The sequence below is a fragment of the Oscillatoria sp. FACHB-1407 genome (assembly GCF_014697545.1).
In the GTDB taxonomy this organism is placed as follows: Bacteria; Cyanobacteriota; Cyanobacteriia; order Elainellales; family Elainellaceae; genus FACHB-1407.
Window position 1 is genome coordinate 77,613 of record NZ_JACJSA010000010.1, and the last position, 19,590, is coordinate 97,202.

Genomic DNA, 19,590 nt, shown 5'->3' on the forward strand with positions numbered 1-19,590 from the left:
TGGATACAGATGTGATAATACCGTCCTTTCAACCTCTGGGGAGTTCACCGTGATCCAAGGAGGAGGAATGAAGAGGGAAGAAAGAAGAAGGAAAAGGGAAGAAGGAAGAGAGAAGAGAGAAGAAGGAAGAGAGAAGAGAGAAGAAGGAAAAGGGAAGAAGGAAGAGGGAAAATCTAAAATCACCTCTATTGTGTAGTGGCTAAATTTTGACCAGGGTGTAGCATTTGGCAATTCTACCTTTTGCTCTTTGCCGTTGCTCTTCACCTTTGTCTCATGAACCCCTCTCACAAGGCTCTTCAACGCCTCGATCGCACTCACTACATCCAATCGGTGGCAGTCACGACTCAGCAGATGATGGCAATTGAAGGGCGAGTGTTTGCCGCTGGAATGCCCGTTGCAGCGTTGATGGAGAAAGTGGCAGGGCTAATCACCCGTCGCCTTGTGGCGTTGTATCCTCGGTTAGCGATCGCTCAGGTCGGGGTGCTCGTAGGACCGGGACACAACGGCGGCGATGCACTGGTGGTGGCGCGAGAATTGCACTTTTTGGGCTATACAGTGCTGATTTACTGCCCGTTCAACTCCCTGAAGGAACTGACTCAACAGCATGCCGATTATGCGGCTAGTTTGGGCATTCCCCAGGTGGAGTCGGTGGATGAACTGTCGGGCTGTGACCTGATTGTAGATGGGCTGTTTGGCTTTGGGTTAAGCCGCAATCTTGAGGGAACCCTGGCAGAGGCGATCGCCACTCTCAATCAACTCCCCATTCCCATCGTCAGCATTGACCTGCCCTCTGGCTTGCACACCGATACGGGGGCTGTGTTGGGCACAGCCATTCGGGCGACTCGCACATTATGTTTGGGTTTGTGGAAACTGGCATTTCTACACGACCAGGCGTTGGAATATGTGGGCGAAGCGGAACTCATTGACTTTGATTTGCCCGTCGCAGACATTCAAGCCGTGCTGGGAGAAACACCAGACGTGCAGAGACTTACAGCCTCTACTGCGATCGCCACCCTACCGTTGCCGCGTCACCCTACTACCCACAAATACAAACAAGGGCATCTGCTCTTGGTCTGTGGCTCTGGGCAATACATGGGGGCTGCCATTCTGGCAGGTTTAGCGGCGCGAGCCAGTGGAGTGGGCATGTTATCAATCGCCGTTCCCGACTCCCTGAAATCACTGCTCACAGGTCAACTACCCGATGCACTGGTGATCGGTTGCCCTGAAACCAAGAGTGGCGCAATCGCCCATCTACCAGAACGAGTGGATGTCAGCCAGTATCAGGCGATCGCCTGTGGTCCCGGTTTGACTCCCGATGCGATCGGTGTGGTGCGGCAGGTGCTAGCGGCACCCTCTCCCCTGGTGCTGGATGCGGATGGGTTGAACATTTTGGCAACTCTGGGAACTTTGCCAACCCTGGCTCAGCGACCTACAACGACGATCCTGACTCCCCATCCCGGTGAGTTCAAACGGCTGTTTCCCGATGTAGACTTGAGCGATCGCCTCATAGCCGCCCGTTCAGCAGCCCGTCAAAGTGGGGCGATTGTTTTACTGAAGGGGGCACGATTGGCGATCGCCAATCCTCAAGGAACGCTGTGGGTTAACCCTGAAAGTACTCCGGCTCTAGCACGCGGTGGCAGCGGTGACGTCTTGACAGGATTATTGGGAGGCTTAATCGCACAAATCGTTGCAACACAGTATCCTGTTGCCAACCAATCCATTGAGAAAACTGTACAAACGGCAGTCTGGTGGCACGCTCAGGCAGCTATCTTAGCCAAACACAATCGAACTGAGTTGGGAGTTGATGCATTCACCTTGACTCACTATTTGATTCGGGTATTGCAGCCCTATTTCCCTTCCTGATTACAAAAAACTAACGTTTCCGTGCGAAACGCGATTGCTATAGGTAGGATTCATACATTCCTTGAGATTTAGAAACGGCTGCTAACCATTTCCAGTACCCTTAATGTTTAACGGTTTAGCCTTCTTCAATTTCATTCTTCGTTTTATCCGTCACAATTTTGTTCCTCGCAACAGGTTCATGGAAAAACCCTTCCAAATCACCTTCCCCAATCGTGCGATCGCCACTGCGGTTCATCTCCAAACTCCAGCAACCCTTCCACAGACATTGCAAGAGTTGGGATTGCCCAAAAGACGGCGTGTGTTGGTGGTGATCGGGGGTGCCAGTAAGTTGAGCACAGAGGATTTCAACCGAGTCCAACTGTTGTTTCTAGAAGTGCTCGCTCCATTAGCGATGAAATGGGGAGCCTGTGTGGTGGATGGGGGCACTGATGCCGGAGTTATGCGACTGATGGGACAAGCACGCTCAACCCTCAAAGCCTCTTTTCCTTTAGTTGGCGTGGCTCCAGTTGGGTTAGCCGTGTTGCCCGGTCAAATCGCAGCTTCACCAGACGCCGCTCCTTTAGAGGAAAATCACACCCACTTTCTTTTGATTCCAGGGTCAAATTGGGGCGATGAGTCTCCCTGGATTGCGGATGTGGCGACGGCTCTGGCAGAAGATCAGCCGTCCGTAGCCATCTTGATCAATGGGGGTGAGGTGAGTTGGAAGGATGCATCCCAAAATGTGCAAGAGGGACGAGCAATCATCACGATCGCGGGTAGCGGGCGCACAGCCGATATCCTGGCAGCAGTGTTGCGAAGACAAGCGGATGATCAACGAGCTCAAGAAATCATAAAATCTGGACTAGTGCAGGCGATAGATTTGACTGCCGGACGTGAAGAATTGACTAAGACCATAGAAATGATTTTTGCAGGTAAGGAATAATACCTTACTAGGAACTGACATAGAAGCACCGATGAGCTGCGATCGCAATCAGGGAGAATTGAATGACATCCGACACTCCAACGACTTCCCCTCGTAACCCCACCCTTGAAGATGCCTGGGACCGTTACAGTCGATACGACTTCAACGCCAGCAAAGCTCAAAAGCGATTTTTTCAACAGCGCAAGCTGATTTTAATCCTGGGAGTTGCAGCGACGACTCTAGCCATTATTTACACCGTTTTAGAAACTAGAACCGCAAATGGCATTCCCTGGTTGCCTGAGTCCATCAACACATTTTTGAGTGATCAGTTTTTGCCCGCCTTGCATGTGCTGGTTGTCCTCGTTCCCATTCTCTCGACTGCACTGATCGCCTACTCCCTGCGGTTTAACATGGGGGTTAACTGGATTTCGCTGCGGGGTAGTGCAGAGGCACTGAAAAAAGAAATCTACCTCTATCGGATGCGCGTCGGCGAATATAGCCCGACTATGCTGGGTAGTGAGTCACGCGATGTGCATCTTGCCCGTAGGGCAAAAATCATTAACAAACGTCTGATGGAGACTCAGGTCAATCAGACGGGGTTAGAGGCATACAAAGGCAAACTGCCACCCCAATACAGCACGGCTGAGGGGGATGATGGCTTTAGCGATATGACAGCAGAGCAATACTTGCTGTGGCGCATTGAGGATCAGTTCAACTACTACCAACGCAAGTCAGTCAAATTCACGCGCGAGTTGCAGCGGTTTCAACTGATGATCATTTTGTTGGGGGGCGTAGGTACAGCATTAGCTGCCTTCAACCTGGAGATTTGGGTTGCTATTAGTGGAGCATTAGCAACCGCATTCGCTACCTTTTTAGAGTTTAAGGGGGTTGAAACAACCATCGTCGCCTGTAACACAGCAGCGGCAGATTTATACGATGTGCGGACGTGGTGGCGTGCCCTCTCAGACGATGCTAAACAGTTATCAAACAACGTTGAGACACTGGTTCACAGTGCAGAGGCGATCGTCCAGAGTGAGAATGCAGGCTGGGTGCAAGAGATGCGCGATGCTCTGGCTGAGATCTACAGTGGCGACAAAGAAGAAGTCTCTAAGAAGGAAGCCTTTGCCCCGGTTCTGGGCAAGGATTATGTCCCTGAGCACGCCATCAGCAGCGAGGCAACGCAATCTGACGGGTTCCAGGATGGATCAGAGATGGCATTCAGCACCACTGCTGATGCACCCTCTGACACGATGTCAACTGATATGCCAGTTGATGGCACAACAGACGCTTCCATAACAGACATTCCTGCTGGGGAGGTTCCTGCTGACTTCACCAGTGACGGGAGTGTTGCTGGGGATGAGATGCCTGCTGATCCACTGATGGCAGATATGTCCGTTCCTCCGGCTGACCCAGACCCGTTTGGAGAGCCTCCTGCTGAGCCTGTCGTACACGAGGAATTCATGGCAGACACTCCAGTAGATCCCTATATGGATGCCTCAGTTGACTCTTCTGACTCATCTATGGAATCAACCACTGATGCCCCTATCGATGCTGCTACGGATGATCCCTCTGTGTATGGGTCATTGGGTGTGGCTGTAGATTCTCCAGAGGATACCCTAGTGGATGGCTCGTTCGACACCTCAGCAGATAGCTCCGTTGTGAGTCCCGTCGAGATGCCTTTGGATGCTCCGATTGAGCTAGCCCTGGAAGAACCGATTGCAACCGTGCCTCTTGCAGAAGAAACAACACCCTCCGCTGAACCAACCAGCACAGACGCTTCTGCTGACGAGCAACCCTCGGACAACCCCCAGGAAGATGAACCCTCGATGACAACCGTGATTTAGCAGAAGTGAGATCGTTTATGTCAGACGACAGTCGTACTGAATCTCCGGTTGCACCCTCAATGAGTACTGCTCCTCTGGACACTACCTCCCTGTCTACTGATTCCATTCCGTCTGCTTCAGATCGCCCCTCTAGATCAGCACCGTCTAGTGCTCCTGAGTCGAAAGCCAATAAATCTAAGAGCTATACTGAGCAGCTCAAAGAAGATTTCGAGAAGATTTTTGATTCGCTCAACTTAGACAGTCCTGATGGCAGAAAAGCCTCACTCAATAAAGCTTTTCTAAAATCGCGCTGGCTCGATCAGATTTTATGGATGGAAGCGAAGTCAGCTCAATGTCGCAATCGCCACTTTCGGTTGCGATTGATCACAATCATCGGAGGGGTAATCGTACCCATTTTGGTGACGTTTAACGTAGACAATCAACGTCTTCAAGATGCGATCAAACAAGCCACAATCGTCATTAGTGGTGCGGTTGCTGTCACAGCAGCGATCGAGGAGTTTTTTCAATATGGCAAACGCTGGTACAACTATCGCCGTTCAGCGGAGTCCTTAAAAGCTCAGGGTTGGCATTTTTTTCAACTGAGTGGACCCTATCGCACCTACCCCAGCCATCATGAGGCGTTTCAAGCCTTCGCTGAAAACATCGAGGAGATTATTCAGCACGATGTTGAAACCTATGTCACACAAAATCAGCAAAACAAACAGGGACAGGGGCAGCAATCCTCTCAGGAAAACAGCGATGGCGATCAAGCTGTCATCTAATACCCATTAATATCGATTTAGACGATTCAATCCCCAACTTCTGGAGAAGATGGAGATTTGGACTTTAGGGGCTAAACCAAAAATAGTCGGCGATCGCCCCACTCGAAGCACTTTGCATCGCCCCTTCTGTCTCAGACTGCATCTCATCAGACGGATTCAATAACAGCAATCGCTGCCCAAACTCTTGAACTCCCTGCACCCGACGCGCCACCCGACTGGGAATGCCATAGCCATACACGATGTGACCCTGACCTGCCAGCACGACTACTTGATGGTCTGGGTTATCCCGAACAAAATTAGCAACTCCCTCCGCCATCGTTTCATCCCACAACACCTGTGCTAAGAAGAAGACTTCAAAGCTATTGCTGGAGCCTTCCATTTGATGGAAGTCGTCATACAACGGGCGCAAAAACTGACGATAACCATCATTAATGGCGTTGCTGTCGGTGCGAATCTCGGACTCCGGAGGAATCCACTGGCGATCGCTCTGACTCAGCGCATCAAACCCCTTTTGAGCTACCCGCCGACTCACCTCTGCTGGGGTATTCAGTGCAAGCACGGGCAGTTGGTGTTCTTTGGCATAGCGCAAAATCGGCGCATAGTTTGCCCAGGGAAAGCCCCAACGGCGATCGTATTGGGTTTGTTGTCGCAGTTCCAGTTCGCTGATCTCGCCCTGCAAGTAGCGATCGATCGCAGATTGAAACGGACGCTGAAACATCTCCAGACCAATCGCCAGACGCGGATTACGCCGATGCAATTCCTGGATGATTTGGAGTTGTGCCGCATGATCCGCTGCACTGTCATGGGTTTCCCCCAGATAAACCACCGTTGCTGTAGCCAGATCATTGAAAACTGCTTGCACATCTTGAGCTTGGGGCGATCGCGCTGGATTGACAATCGTAGGCTGCTCAACACTGGGGCGATCAACGGGTTGAGCCAATGCAGGACAGGTCAACAGCCACATCCCCAAAAACCAGGCACAGCATTGAATTGCTTTAACAGAACCCATGATCCATGTCCCCCTCTCTATCTAGATCTACTACGCCTGTGATGCATCGTGCCTCTTGTCTACCCTTGCACCCGTCCACCCTCCCATCTCCATTCCCTACTCTCTACTGACCTTCACTCCCAGCGATCGCATCCGATTTAAAACCGCCGCCAATTCCAGGGGACGAAATGTTGCCAAATCGCCAGATGGAAAGGGGGCGACTCCTTCCCACTGACTCACAGCAATGTCCTGCATCACGATATCGATCAGTTCAGTCAGGGAGTGACGACCATTCAGGTAATCCTGTTGCAGATAGGCGATCGCCGTCCCGATTGCCCGCAACTGGGCAGCATCGATCAGTTGTTCAATTGCAGAGACATCAATGGCTTCTGCCCCCAATACCAACTCGTCTCCCTCACGCACCTTCAGGCGGGGGCTACGCTGAGAAGCCCTTTCTCTGGTGGAATAACCGCAATCTGAGTCATCCAAGGAACCAGTGATCGGAATGCGTGACGTTAACGCACCAAAGCGATCGCCTCCCTCTGCCGTGCGATGGGTCACAAACTGAGCCGCGATCGCCCGTGCCTGTGCTGTCATCTCCTGCGGCTGAAACTCTGACATGGCAATCACCGTATCTGCCACATCAAAGTAGTCGCCGCTACCGCCCATCACCAAAATCGTCGATACTCCGTACTCGTGATACAACTGCCGAATTTTATCGATAAACGGTGTAATGGGTTCTCGGTCTTTGGTTATCAATGCCTGCATCCGGCGATCGCGAATCATAAAATTGGTGGCGGAGGTGTCTTCATCCACCAGCAATACCTTCGCGCCAACCTCCAGTGCCTCCATAATGTTGGCAGCTTGCGACGTGCTCCCGCTGGCATTGGCTGTCGAGAAATCTGTGGTAGAGCGTCCCTGCGGCAGATGGTTAATGAATGGGGAGATATTCACTCCTACCACCGATCGCCCATCTTCAGCCCGAATTTTGACAGCAGTGGAATTTGTCACGAGCCACTCCCGACCGTCTCCTGGAATGTGGTTGTAAACGCCCAGCGCGATCGCTCGCAGCAACGTTGATTTACCGTGATACCCCCCACCGACAATCAAGGTAATGCCAACAGGGATGCCCATGCCTGTGATCTGACCCTGGTTAGGTCGTTCAAACTGGACACGCAACGTCTCTGGAGACTGAAAGGGACTCGCATGGTGAGCTAGGGGGCGATCGTCCACACCGCTCTGGCGTGGCAAAATTGCTCCATCCGGAATAAAAGCCACTAACCCCTGAGTTGCTAATTGCTCCCGCAGCCAGTCTGTATCCTCAACCACCTCAATGTGGTGCTGTAGCTCTGGCTGATTGAGACTGGAGTATCTCAGCGATCGCTCCACAATCTGAGGCAAGTCCTCACACAGTAGCGCTGCCGCCTCTCGCCCCAAAATTTGCCGACCACGCGCTGGTAAACCGACCACAAATCGAGCTTCTACCCAATCGGACGTCACAAAAACCGAGGTTCGCTCTAACACCTGTTGCCCTGTCGAGGCGATCGCGATCAGTCCGCTGTTACCACTTCCCCATTTCTCTCGCAGAGTTCTGGCTATCCGGTCAAACTGGCGAGTCAAGTAATCTCTAAGCGCGATCTCTCGACAGCGGGAGCTATATAGATTAGCTGGAAAACTCGCCCCAGTGGAGCCATCCCGATTACTCTGGGGCACCTGTACTCGCAACCGACTGGGAGACGCAAAGGGATCGCCTTGAACGTAATCGATGAATAAGGTGAAACCTGAAAAGTAATAGGTGCCCTGAATTTGCTTGTACGCCTTATAACCGCGCTGATCAAGCTGGATCAGTTGTTGATGTAATGCCTGGGAAGTAGTCATACCGCCATCCTACAATGAAACACAAAAACCCCCAGTTGGGGGTTCAACGTTGCTTACTTGTGGATTGAAGGTACTAAGCCGACACTCAAGTACATCCGGGTTCACCCTGCTCAGCATTACGGGTCGCGCCCAACAAGGTTTCGATAATTAAACAGCGCGATCGCCCCGTGTTTGCAGGTGCTTTGAAGGTAAAGACAATCGGCGGATTTGAATCCAGTGTTAAATTGCCTTCATCATCAAACGTGATTTGGTTCACTGGGGTTTGCATACTAATCATGCCAGGTCGTAATTGCCCAAATCCCAATTGCTCGGTTGATGGTCCTACTCGAACGGTAGGTGGATTGACCGCTGTGTTAAAGGTTACTGTCTGACGACGTCTGGTCCGAACTGCCTCTGTCTGAGCCAATCGAATCGCCTGTTGAACTTGCTCTCTCGCGTTGGTGACTCGCTGGCGGTTGAGGAACCCCACCCAGCTAACCCCCGCAATACTTGCCAGGATGGCAGCCATAACAATGACTACCAGGAGTTCTAGCAGTGAAAACCCGGCTGTCGATTGCCGCTGAAGCAATTGCCTTTTCATACCTACCCTCCACGTTTCAACACTGCAATCGGCACAACTTGATCAAGAATAAACACCAGCAAAAGGGCAAGAGCGTTACTCAGCCGACGGATCGCGATCTAGAATGCCTCGCGACAATACACGAGTTTCTAAGGTCGGTAAAAACGCTCTATCCGTTGCAATTCCAGGACGACCTCTCGCATTGCCACGAACAAACAGAATGGAATCCTGGTTCACACCCGGATCAGTATCTCGAATCGTACTAACACAGGCATAGAAGCTCGTTCTGGCATTGCCTAAACCAGCATTATTCAAAGCCGTTGTTGTGGGGCTAAGGCTGTAATCTATGCCCGGTGTAGCCGCACTATTAGGACAAACTGCATTGGTGACCAGGCTAGGAATACCGGATGCTTGTGCCCCTCTGCCATCGTCCACAAAGTCTACTAAAACGGCTGGATTCCCAGTGGGACGCTGAGCCTGCAAGTTTACGACAGTATTGTTTGCACCTCGTCCAAAAGGCCAACCCCCAAAGTTGATCGCTTGAGCAGGAGAGACATAACCCACGGTTGGTGCACCTGTTCTTTCATCAAACTGAGTTAGCGCATAACGAGTAATTCGCGCTCTCCCCTTCCACAGGTTCCCGGTGTTGGCAGTACTCAGGGAATAAACCACTAAAGCGTAAGAGTGGGTTGTCAAACACGGAACTGTTGCCAAAGCCGGATTGTTTGCTGCTCCACACTGGTTGCGTAACACAGTCGGAATTTGCTGCTGTCGCCAAAAAGCCACCACGGGAATGCTCTCAGTACTAAGCGCAGCTGGCAAATAGGGTGTCAGACCAGGGCAGAAGGGTGGGCTATCAACCCCCAACGCTCCCTGACCCTGTAGGCATTCTCCGGTGTAAACGTAGATTGCCTCCCGCATTTCGTTGCTCATGTAGTCCATCGCTCTCTGAAGCTCTCGCTGAGTTTCGTTGCGCGATGCCTCACGCTGGTCAGATCCCATTAGCTCGATCACCATATACAGCAGACCTGTGATAATTCCAGCTGCAATAATGGTGACGATTAACAATTCAATTAAGGTGAAGCCTTGAGGGCGGTTGCGACGACTGAAATTCCAAAGCCATTTCAGTTGAAAGGTGGGAGATGTTTTAGCCATTACGGTTGACCCCATTCCAGTAGTTAAGGGTAGGTAATACGCAATCTATCGACAGTTAGCCTGTCCCTGGTTTCTGTGAATCTGACAAAGATTGAAGCTCTGATCGCTCCAATTCATTCGTGAGTAAAGCACAGCCAGAGGGCGACGACGTTGGCTGCCCTGACCACTGGTCAGCCGTAGAGATGCTTGTTGGGTTTCCAGAGAACCCAAGTTGTTTTGTGCCAGGAAGGAGTACACTCTCACGCCCACGACAAAGTCAGTCCGACGTTGCAGAGCCGCAGGGTTATTGGTCGGGTCTTCAGATGCCGGAAGCGATCCATCGGTACGGAACACTTGCATCAGGAAATCAAACTGACAATCCCCATCTACGTCAACTCGCAGAGCCGATGTCGCAGGAATTTGTTCATCGTTGTAGGTGTTACAAGATGAATTAATCGATCTGAGCTGGTTAGAAAGCCCACTTGGTGCAGCCGGATTGGTTGCTGTACCGACTGCTGCTGGAAGCCGACCGGGTGTATTTTGCCCCTGAGACACCAGGACTCGCAGGCGATCGATCTCCCCTTGTGCGAGTTGTAGGGCTTGCTCAGCCCGACGGTTTTGTACCCGTGTCGCCGTTGCAATAAACAGCGGTGGGGTAATTAGAGCGGCTGTTAGCATGATGACGGCGATCGCCATCAAACATTCCAGCAGACTCAACCCGTCCTCAGAAGAAGACCGTCCACGCCGTGCTGCTAGTAGTAGACCCAGGATACTCAGTGATTGGTTTGGAGAAGAACGACGTACTGCCATGATGTGCTTCCTCATCGGCTTGCCAGTTTAGTAAGGGGAGGGGTTTCCCAAACAGCAGTTAAAGGAAACCCCACTGCGTTTCATTCACGGTTAGGGAGGACAGTTGCCACCTGCCGCGAGACAGAGGTTGCGAATGTACGGATCATTAGCCGGAGGCTCTGTATAGAACTCATCCCGAACGGACTTCGAGGTCACAAACCGTTGGGCGATCGGACCAGCAGGAGCGTACTGCAAGCCGACATCATAACCCCAACGACGGAGAGGCGGTGAGTAGTAGGGGATAACCTCAGCCGACTGAGCAGGAGCACCGACTTCAAAGGAGTCCTGGTCAAAGGGTGCCGTTGCGTGGTTGCTGAAGTTGAGCTGTAAGAATGATCCACCAATGTAAAGGGCCTGATTTCCCCAGTTCTCGATAAATCGAGGGAAGTTGTGCAATCCACCATAGGATTGGTTGGGGCGAGAGGGGGTTAGACCACTGATAATAATGGCGTTCACACGAGTATTCGCCACCCCTGGCATTAGCGGTTTACCACTTGTCATAGCAGCATAGCCCTGAGCATAATCAACCGCTGTGTTTGGAGTTGTCATCACCATCGGGTTGTTATCGCGAGTGAGGACATAGGGAGAGGTTCCCTCTTCAATCCGGATACGAGGGTTAGCCGTCAACGCATCCAGGCTCATACTATCAGCGGCGTTTGCTCGCAGCCAGGTCGTTCCAATGGTGTTCTGAGGAGGCAACGACAGAGGGCGGTTTTGGTTGAGATAAGACGTGAGAGTATGGCTGGAGGTACAACCATATTCCGCCATCTTGGTGGCACCAACGTTGTTATTGGTCATGGCGTTGCGATCAAAGGTGTCTTCGATACTGCCATCACAGAAGTTGTCTGAGATGATCGTAATCGCGTCTGCCAAGATCTCTGTTGGACGCCACTCATCGGTTGCTGGTCGGGAGAAAGAACCATCTAATGTGGTGCGATCGTAAAAGTTGGTGAAGTCGTCGGCAAGGGGTTGAGTAAACTCCTCGAGTCGAGCACCAGCACCATTTTGGTGCAAGTTGAAGTTGCCCTGGATATACACTGGGTTGTCCGAAACCAGCGACAGACCTCGACCTGCATCACCCGTACGCCCTAATCTCTCCCCACGCCGTAAACGGAATCCATGCGGACGACGATCGGGATCGGCATAGTAATCAACCGGTTTGGGGCTGATGGCATTGTCAGTGCTGATAGGTGGATCTGTGGATCTATACGCAGACCGACTTGACGATACTGACCCCGTATTCATTCGACAGGATGCATCAGTTTGCAGCGTTGTGTTGTTCCGACAAGATGCCCAGGACCCACCCGTCGGTCTGACAATCTCCATTTCTGACACCGCATCCTCACGGAAGGCATAGATAATGCCAGAACGAGGCAACAGGAAGTCGCCATTGTAAGTCGCACGGCGCATCAAATCCAGGTTCATGTCAAGCGTTCTAACGCTCATCATTTCCCGTCCGTTGAACAGTGCAGAATCCTTAAACGGAACTCTCGCGAAAATGGCACTTGTTCCTTGATAAGGAGTTGGTCGAGCTGCCAGAGCCGATCCAGATGTATTACGAAGACAGGGAGTTGAACAGATCTTGATTAGTGTGTCGCGGTTGTTGCTGGGCGTATCAAACGTACTTCCAACCACTTCGTTCGTTAACACCCAGGATGCTCGCTGGCGAGGCAACACTCTCACTAACTCTGGATCAATCACTTGATAGATTCTTCCAGTGTTAGTCAGGGTGATGTATGGATCCGTACTATCTTCAGAGTCACGGCTAACCTCAACCTCTTCCCCGTGTGACTCAAACCCTGAATAATCTGGCGTGAAATCAGTTACAGGATTGCTCGTCGCAAAGGGAATCAGGTCATCCTTCGCTGGGAACAAGGAATAGAGGATGGGATAACGTGGACGACCGGAACACAGGATTTGCAATGGTTCTGCGTTCACCGTACGGGTTGGTGTTGCACCTCCAGCCGGCAATGGCACCCCACCTCGATAGGACAAGCACCGCCCTAAAGGAGCCTGACCCACCGCAACACTGGCGGCGTTTGCTGTATTACCGGAACCAAAGAACCCAAAGCGGCGATCGCGAGCGACCTGTTCCTTCGTGATCAACAGCTGTGCCAGATAAATCTGAGCATTCAACTGGTCGATCTTGTTGAAGGGGCGGTTGTTTTGCGCCATCCAGTCTCGCCATTGCTCCAGGAAGCGGACAAAGACCTCTGGATTTTGAATCTGGTTTGGATCGATGTAACCATTACCCGTGATATCAGCCAGGGTGTTGGTAAAGAAGCTTTGAGGCGGGTCATCTACCGTGTCTACCCGCTGAGCACGCATGATTTGCCGAATCTTCCCACGCAAACCAACCCAATAATCAGGATCGCCTGGGTTATCACTGGGTAGAAGCGGATCACCAACCGCATAACCCAACAAGGTTTGTGGGAAATTAGGGTTACTGGCTGGATCGAGCGGATCAAAGTTTTCTAGATAATCAATGTTGAACGCCAACATCCCCATCATGCAACCCGCCGTGTGCAACGTTGTTTTATCCGCAGGGCTGAGGCTGTCATATCCATTAGTTGACACCAGGTCTAACACCCGCCGCAACATCGAGAAGTCGCCCCACATCGACATGGATGGGTAAGGATGGACGTTCCGATCTTGCACTGGAGTAAAGGATGGCGCACCACCCAACGGATCACCTGCAAACGTTGCTAAGTTGCGCAACGCTAACATGAGTGGGCTTCCTGCATTACGAAATGCAGCTTCATCCGGTGGAGCAAACTCCCAACCGTTCGTGCCACGACCTCTAAAGAAGTCTGTTTGAATGGGTACACCGCTATAACCAGGGAGTTGGTAAGCATTAGGCGTTTGTCCCATGTACAGCAGGTTTTCAAACGTCGCACTCTTTGCCAGTGTGGTCGAGGTACCTGGATGCGTGGTCATTGCTAAACAAGCAATGGGGAAGTCACGGTTGGCAGGTCCTGCTGCGGAATGATAAATAGCAGCAGCCTGCACAGCAGCCAGGTTATCCCACAAGGTCTGACGTTGACGGGCTTCGTTGCATTTACCGCTATTGTTCGGAGTACATCGCTCCCAGGGACGTAATGGTTCTCTGATGAGCGAGTTACTCTGACGCAAGCCACCCCAACCCATGGGATCACCTAGTTCCAGACGCTGTCCGACGATTACTCGCATCCCCTCACGACGAGCACGACGTTCCCAATATCCGTCTAAACCAATACTGGTATCATCCTGCCCTGCTTGCGGGTCGTTACCGATTAATTCTTGATCTCCAGCAATTTCTTCCCCGATCCGACCGGGAATCGGGTCACCCTTATAGCGAGGTTTAGGACCGTAGCGGTTATCAGCCCGGAACGAGTCGTCCACGTAGGGAGCAGGTTGTTGGCGGTTAACCAACCGTTCCTTCTTAACAAAATCGCGACCATCCCAGGCAGGTTCTCGATTGGCAGCAGGGTTAGCCACATTTCTTGCCGCAGAAATATCCTCGGTTTGCAACCGCACTGGGTCTAACGCATAGTCTGCTGGACCACCCCCACCGTTAACAACCGAGTCACTCGTAGAGCGGAACTCAACGGGAGCACCTGTCCGAATTGGGCGGCGTCCCTGACCATCATACAGATGGAAACTCACTGAATCGTTAGAGAACTGGTTGTTATTCGTTCTACCACTGAGGAACTGCCCCTCAAACGCAGGGATCTCATTGGCAGGGTCAGCACCGATTCTTGTTACGGTAATTTCCGAAGCATCTTTTGTGTAAAGACAGGACGAAGGTGAACTGATCATGTAGCCGGTGAATCCACTACCCGCAGCCGCGATCAAGTTACCTTCTGTATGCATTGCACCGTTCCAGTTAAAAACTGGACCGGGAAAAACTTCCAGGTCATTGCGGAACCAGGCTCCCCATTTGTTTCCTCGAATGACCTGACGATCCTGGTGAAACTCCAACGTCGATGCAGTGCCATTGGGGTTGTCGGGCAACACGTAGGCGTTAACCTGAAAATTTTTCCGCAGAAGTGAGGTGTTCGCATTATCGCGGAACCAACCCTGCTCAACGGGAGGCGCAGCTTGAGTATTTTGAAGTTGACAGGCTGCGTTTGCCTGACCCGCGTTACTCAACGGCCCGTGGCGCACCATCAAGCTATTGGCACGAGCTTGAACATCAGCATCGCTGGCTCTTTCAATCTCTGCCAAGGTTGGCGGCGTGCTAAACAGGATGGAGTAGACTACTGTGGCATCTTGAACCCCATCACCATTGGTATCTGCCCGAAAACGCCAAGCATTATCAGTTGTTGTATCTCCATTGGCACTGATACGCTGTTCGTCAGGGAAGGTATAGGGGTCGTATCCATCCGGCTGATACGTTGGTACAACTACGTTACCCGGTTGAACTGTACGACCGTCGTTGTACAACATTCCCAAGAGCTGACCTTCACTCGGAACCCCACCCGGAAAGCGAGTATCCTTCTGGCTGTCAAACAGATACTCTAACTTTGACTTAGCCCGGTCGATTGCGGGCGTCGCTGCGTTGTAGATCACCCGCTGTTGCCGCTGACCGACTGCCTGTACGGTACGAGTGTAGGTGCGATAGCCAATAGAGCCTACGGTGAGGGTAAGGACTAACAGCAACAGAACTGTCGTTGGGAGGACGAAGCCCGATTTGGTAAGGAGGGGTTGCCTACCGATTACCAGAAGGCTACGCAACAGCCAAAGGACAACCCCTTTGCTGAGAGATTTGGTGCTTGTATTGATTTGCTGAATCAGCTCTTGGACGGCTCTAGTTAGCTTGCGGGTTGACATAGCTGCCTTCCTATCAAAGTGGGAGTTGTGTGAGTTAAAACGTTACGCTCTTGGAAAAAAGTTTGAAATGTTGAGAAAACCCAACGACTTAAGACGATAAAAGTTTTATTTTGTTCGGAAATTTTTCCGACGGTCATTTAGAGTTCAACTTAGAAGTTCATCTAAGCTTTATTTAGGGGCGAAGCACGTTCTTATTGTCTTAACAACTCAGCGATCGCTCATCAACAGGGAAATTACGATCATCTATCAAAAACCGGTTTCCGTAAAAACTGGCAGATAGGATTGGATTGGTCAGATCGTCCAATTTAACCAGACTCAAAAGAAATCGTCTAGCCACATCTCAATGATCTACACCGTCATCAAAGAATATTCCAGCTTGCTGAGTCAACTATGCAGTTACCACAGCAAACACTAGATTCTTCAAGCAAATTTTTAGGATGAGATAGTAGATTCACTAGATGCGCCTCTGATGGAACGGTCTTTGACACACCACATCATGACTTCAGCTTCATAATAAGTCTGAATTGTTAAGAGTCTATGATGATGTGTTGAGGCTAGGCTACCCATCCAGTCTCAAAAAACGATCAGGGAATGAATAATTAATTAATTTTTTTTAAGAGAGTACGGGAGAAGCCAAGCATCTCATCATTCCTGGCGGATCTCACATTTCTTATCTACTCTCCTGACAAGGAGAGGGCAGAGCCACTCAATCCTATTGAAAACACTGAGTGCATATTAACGCGGAGGATGAGCGCACGTTAGCAAGTTTCGCAACCCCCACAAAATCTTCATTATTTTGTGAAGCGAGCGTAATCAAACATTCTCAAACATTAATTTAACGTCAGTTCGGTTTAAGAGCCCGGCGAATGAATTCGCGGCTATTAAAACTAAAGCCTCCTCTGCGGACTACCAGAAATCAGAGGGTTGCCCGACCGATGCAGGTCGGTTTTTGTCTTGATAGCAGCGGTTTCAGTCGCCAAAGCCTGATCCCCGAACTCACGTTCATCAAAAATTACAGTAACTGAAGGGTCATCTGGAACGGACTGTAGGCAGGGAATTCCTGCTAGCAAAACAGCCTCCACTCCTGCTGTTCTAACCGTCTCCACAGTCATAGCTTTGCTCAAAAGCTGATGGCAGAGGCAATAGCTCAAACTCTAATTCTAGGAGAGCTTGCTGACTCGCCTTTGCCCCATCGAATATGGCTACGGCTATACTAAAAAACTAAAATCCCCGAAATACAACAATTTCGGGGATCGGATGACCCATATTAATTATGGAGTGGAAAAATATAGCTAAAATCTAGAGAATTTAACCACCACTAGAGTTGGCTTACCCTAGAACTTGCTCAGATCAATGCCAGCTTCTTTTGCCATAGCTGCAAGACCTTTATGTTCCAGGGTCTTAATTGCTTTTGTAGATAACCGTAGCTTGACCCAACGCTTACCTTGTGCCCACCAAACTCGCTTTTCTTGCAGATTGGCTTCCTGAAGCTTCTTGTTACGACGGTGAGAGTGGGAGACGGCATAGGCATTGTTTGCCTGCTTGCCTGTTAACTGACACTTACGACTCATAGCAGTTCTATTAGTAGCGGTTTTACTTGGGTGGAATTCAGCAAGGCTTCCTATTATAGACCGTTTTTTGGGCAAATAACCCTTAACGTGAATTGTGTCTATCAAAAATCCTGAATTCCTGACAGGATGTAGCATTTGGATTCGTGGTGGGGGCGTTTCGTGAAACGCCCCTACGACATGAATTGTTAACTGGTGGTGAGGCGAGTCAAGACTTGATTTGATCGCTCCACAAATGCCTTCATGCTCTCGGCGTCAAACCCTTTTTGCGCCATCAATGCTAAGTCGTAGACATGCTGACAAATTAGCGTTGAAAGTTCGCTAGAGGGAGATTGCCCTTGGGGTTGGACGATACTGCCCTGGTTAAGGTTGAGCAAGTTTTGAATTAACGGATGATTGGTATTGACCACCAGTGTATGTTCTTCTGGAAACTCAACGGATTGTTGAGTCAGGAGAGCATTCATCTCACGCATCCGGCGCAACACCTCTGGCAACAACACCATAGCTGGAGGAGCACTTTCGCCTTCCGCTTTGAGGGCTTCCGTACGAATCGTGAGCTTGGGTTTGTTGAGTGCCTGTTCAAACAGTTCCTTCACCAACTCACTGCGAGTCTTATTGGTCTTGGGGTCAACAATTTCACTGGCTTGGTCTTTGTTGATCAGGTTTTCATCCAGTTCAGCATCGACCCGTAAGAATTTGACATCGGGATACTCGCGCTCCAAGAAGCTGACAAAGTGACTGTCAATAAAGGAGTCCATAAACAGCACTTCTAGCCCCTGGCTCTTGTGCAGTTCTACATACGTTGCTTGTGAGGTTTCATCGGTGCAATAGAAGACCCGATTTTCGTGACGGGCTTTGTTGCGCTCCAGGTAATCCTTGAGCGTTGTGTAGCTTTTACCATCAATTGTGTTGGAGGGGGTGTTGGTGGCTACATCTTGCCAGACATCGCTTTCTGCGGATTGCACTTGCACAGCGGGCGCGTCCGTTGCTTCACTGGAGGCAGTACTTCCTGAACCCTGCCAGGTGGTGCGATAGATAAGGATGTCTTCGACCTGCTTCTTGAACTTGTCGTCGTTCATTGAGCCGAACTTAACGAAGTTGCCGAGATCTTGCCAACCCTGAATGTAGGTTTCCCGGTCGTCCCGATAAAGTTCTTTGAGGCGATCGCCCACTTTCTTAGCGATATAGTCGGCAATGCGGCGTACGGTGCGATCGTTCTGTAAGAAGCTCCGCGATACGTTTAGGGGAATATCGGTGCTATCGATGACACCCCGCAGCGGCATCAAAAACCGTGGGATGACCTCCTCGCAGTTGTCACTGACAAAGACCTGATTGCAGAATAATTTGATCTGTCCCTTGGTGACATCGACATCGGGCTTGAGTTTAGGGAAATAAAGGATGCCATTCACCACAAAGGGATAGTCGGTGTTGAGGTGAACCCACAGCAGTGGGTCTTCCTGGAAAGGATGAAGGTAACGATAGAACTCTAAGTAATCTTCTTTAGAGAGAGAATTGGGTGACTCCTTCCACAATGCTTTTTGCTTGTTGACCTGCTCGCCATCTAACTTGATGGGGAAGGGCATGAAGTCACAATATTTTTTCACCAACTGCTTAATGCGGTATGGCTCTAAATACTCGACTTCCTCCTCTTGCAGAGTGAGCGTAACAGTTGTGCCCTGGGCGGTGCGATCGGAGTCAGTTAGCTCAAACTGGGTAGACCCATCGCAAGACCAGTGAACGGCTTGTGCGCCTTCTTTGTAAGACTTGGTATCAATTTCTACTTTGGAAGCGACCATGAAGGAGGAGTAGAAGCCCAAACCAAAGTGACCAATAATCTGCTGGTCAGTGCTGTTTTGATACTTCTGAACAAACTCTTCAGCACTGGAAAAAGCAACCTGGTTGATGTATTGCTTGACCTCATCAGCGGTCATGCCAATTCCGGTGTCTGAAATCGACAATTTCTTATTGTCTTTGTCGATCGCGATCGTAATTTCTGGTTCGCCGATGTCACCGGAATATTCGCCAGAACGAGCTACCATTCTGAGTTTTTGAATGGCATCTACGGCGTTTGAGATTAACTCTCGCAGGAAGATCTCATGGTCTGAATAGAGCCATTTCTTGATAATCGGGAAAATATTCTCGGTATGAATCGTGATATTGCCCTGTTCCAAAATGGTCGTCATGGTTTTCTCGTTGAAGCGATTGTAGTGCTATGGGGTGTTTAATGCTCTTATGCTTGGATTTTAAGCCCAAGTTCGGGCGATCGCTTTTATTGTATCGAGTGGAAATGCCTCACCCGCGAGATCGGATTTCCCTACTTTGGCATCTATAGCCATAGTCACTTGGGTTAAGACGGGGTGCAGGGGTGGAACCCCTGGCCACTGCCAGTCCCCACACCTCCTCTGTCCTAAATCAAGTGGCAGTAGCTATAAA

Annotated in this window: 14 protein-coding genes; 6 read left to right on the forward strand and 8 right to left on the reverse strand. The window is 50.6% G+C overall.

Features of this window, described 5'->3' with window-relative positions; translation table 11 throughout:
- The first annotated feature begins 49 nt into the window (after positions 1 to 49).
- The 5 genes from H6G89_RS17510 to H6G89_RS17530 all read left to right on the forward strand — a co-directional run bounded on the left by H6G89_RS17510 (position 50) and on the right by H6G89_RS17530 (position 5,369).
- The gene (locus H6G89_RS17510; RefSeq protein WP_190508659.1) at positions 50 to 196 is read left to right on the forward strand and encodes a hypothetical protein; all 147 of its coding nucleotides are present in this window, start codon (positions 50 to 52) and stop codon (positions 194 to 196) included.
- Between the two features lie 77 nt (positions 197 to 273).
- On the forward strand, positions 274 to 1,863 hold the full coding sequence (locus H6G89_RS17515) for an NAD(P)H-hydrate dehydratase (RefSeq protein ID WP_190508661.1): 1,590 nt from the start codon (positions 274 to 276) through the stop codon (positions 1,861 to 1,863).
- A 178-nt stretch (positions 1,864 to 2,041) separates the two neighbouring features.
- Complete coding sequence (locus H6G89_RS17520) at positions 2,042 to 2,785, forward strand: hypothetical protein (RefSeq protein WP_190508663.1); 744 nt, start codon at positions 2,042 to 2,044, stop codon at positions 2,783 to 2,785.
- A 62-nt stretch (positions 2,786 to 2,847) separates the two neighbouring features.
- A complete protein-coding gene (locus tag H6G89_RS17525) occupies positions 2,848 to 4,608 on the forward strand; it encodes a DUF4231 domain-containing protein (RefSeq protein ID WP_190508665.1) in 1,761 nt (586 codons plus the stop codon).
- A 17-nt stretch (positions 4,609 to 4,625) separates the two neighbouring features.
- Complete coding sequence (locus tag H6G89_RS17530; RefSeq protein ID WP_199336783.1) at positions 4,626 to 5,369, forward strand: DUF4231 domain-containing protein; 744 nt, start codon at positions 4,626 to 4,628, stop codon at positions 5,367 to 5,369.
- Between the two features lie 64 nt (positions 5,370 to 5,433).
- Here H6G89_RS17530 and H6G89_RS17535 read toward each other — a convergent pair whose 3' ends face one another.
- The 6 genes from H6G89_RS17535 to hpsA all read right to left on the reverse strand — a co-directional run bounded on the left by H6G89_RS17535 (position 5,434) and on the right by hpsA (position 15,589).
- Positions 5,434 to 6,378 (reverse strand): ChaN family lipoprotein, encoded by a 945-nt coding sequence (locus tag H6G89_RS17535; RefSeq protein ID WP_190508667.1) that lies wholly within the window; start codon positions 6,376 to 6,378, stop codon positions 5,434 to 5,436.
- A 96-nt stretch (positions 6,379 to 6,474) separates the two neighbouring features.
- Positions 6,475 to 8,235, reverse strand: coding sequence for an ABC-ATPase domain-containing protein (locus tag H6G89_RS17540; protein ID WP_190508669.1), 1,761 nt, complete (start codon positions 8,233 to 8,235; stop codon positions 6,475 to 6,477).
- 85 nt (positions 8,236 to 8,320) lie between these two features.
- Complete coding sequence (locus H6G89_RS17545) at positions 8,321 to 8,815, reverse strand: GspH/FimT family pseudopilin (RefSeq protein WP_190509017.1); 495 nt, start codon at positions 8,813 to 8,815, stop codon at positions 8,321 to 8,323.
- Positions 8,816 to 8,890: 75 nt separating this feature from the next.
- Positions 8,891 to 9,949 (reverse strand): prepilin-type N-terminal cleavage/methylation domain-containing protein, encoded by a 1,059-nt coding sequence (locus H6G89_RS17550; protein WP_190508671.1) that lies wholly within the window; start codon positions 9,947 to 9,949, stop codon positions 8,891 to 8,893.
- Between the two features lie 45 nt (positions 9,950 to 9,994).
- Positions 9,995 to 10,738: a type IV pilus modification PilV family protein gene (locus H6G89_RS17555; protein ID WP_190508673.1), complete on the reverse strand. Its 744-nt coding sequence runs from the start codon at positions 10,736 to 10,738 to the stop codon at positions 9,995 to 9,997.
- Positions 10,739 to 10,828: 90 nt separating this feature from the next.
- Entirely contained in the window at positions 10,829 to 15,589 is a 4,761-nt protein-coding gene (gene hpsA / locus H6G89_RS17560; protein WP_190508675.1) for a hormogonium polysaccharide biosynthesis protein HpsA, read from the reverse strand.
- A gap of 866 nt (positions 15,590 to 16,455) precedes the next feature.
- On the opposite strand from hpsA, the gene H6G89_RS17565 reads away from it, so the two are divergent.
- Positions 16,456 to 16,614, forward strand: a complete 159-nt coding sequence (locus H6G89_RS17565) for a hypothetical protein (protein ID WP_190508677.1) — start codon at positions 16,456 to 16,458, stop codon at positions 16,612 to 16,614.
- Between the two features lie 309 nt (positions 16,615 to 16,923).
- Here H6G89_RS17565 and rpmB read toward each other — a convergent pair whose 3' ends face one another.
- Together rpmB and htpG are read right to left on the reverse strand one after the other, a co-directional pair.
- Positions 16,924 to 17,160, reverse strand: coding sequence for a 50S ribosomal protein L28 (gene rpmB, locus H6G89_RS17570; protein WP_190508680.1), 237 nt, complete (start codon positions 17,158 to 17,160; stop codon positions 16,924 to 16,926).
- A 185-nt stretch (positions 17,161 to 17,345) separates the two neighbouring features.
- Positions 17,346 to 19,340, reverse strand: a complete 1,995-nt coding sequence (htpG, locus tag H6G89_RS17575) for a molecular chaperone HtpG (protein ID WP_190508682.1) — start codon at positions 19,338 to 19,340, stop codon at positions 17,346 to 17,348.
- Positions 19,341 to 19,590: the final 250 nt, after the last annotated feature.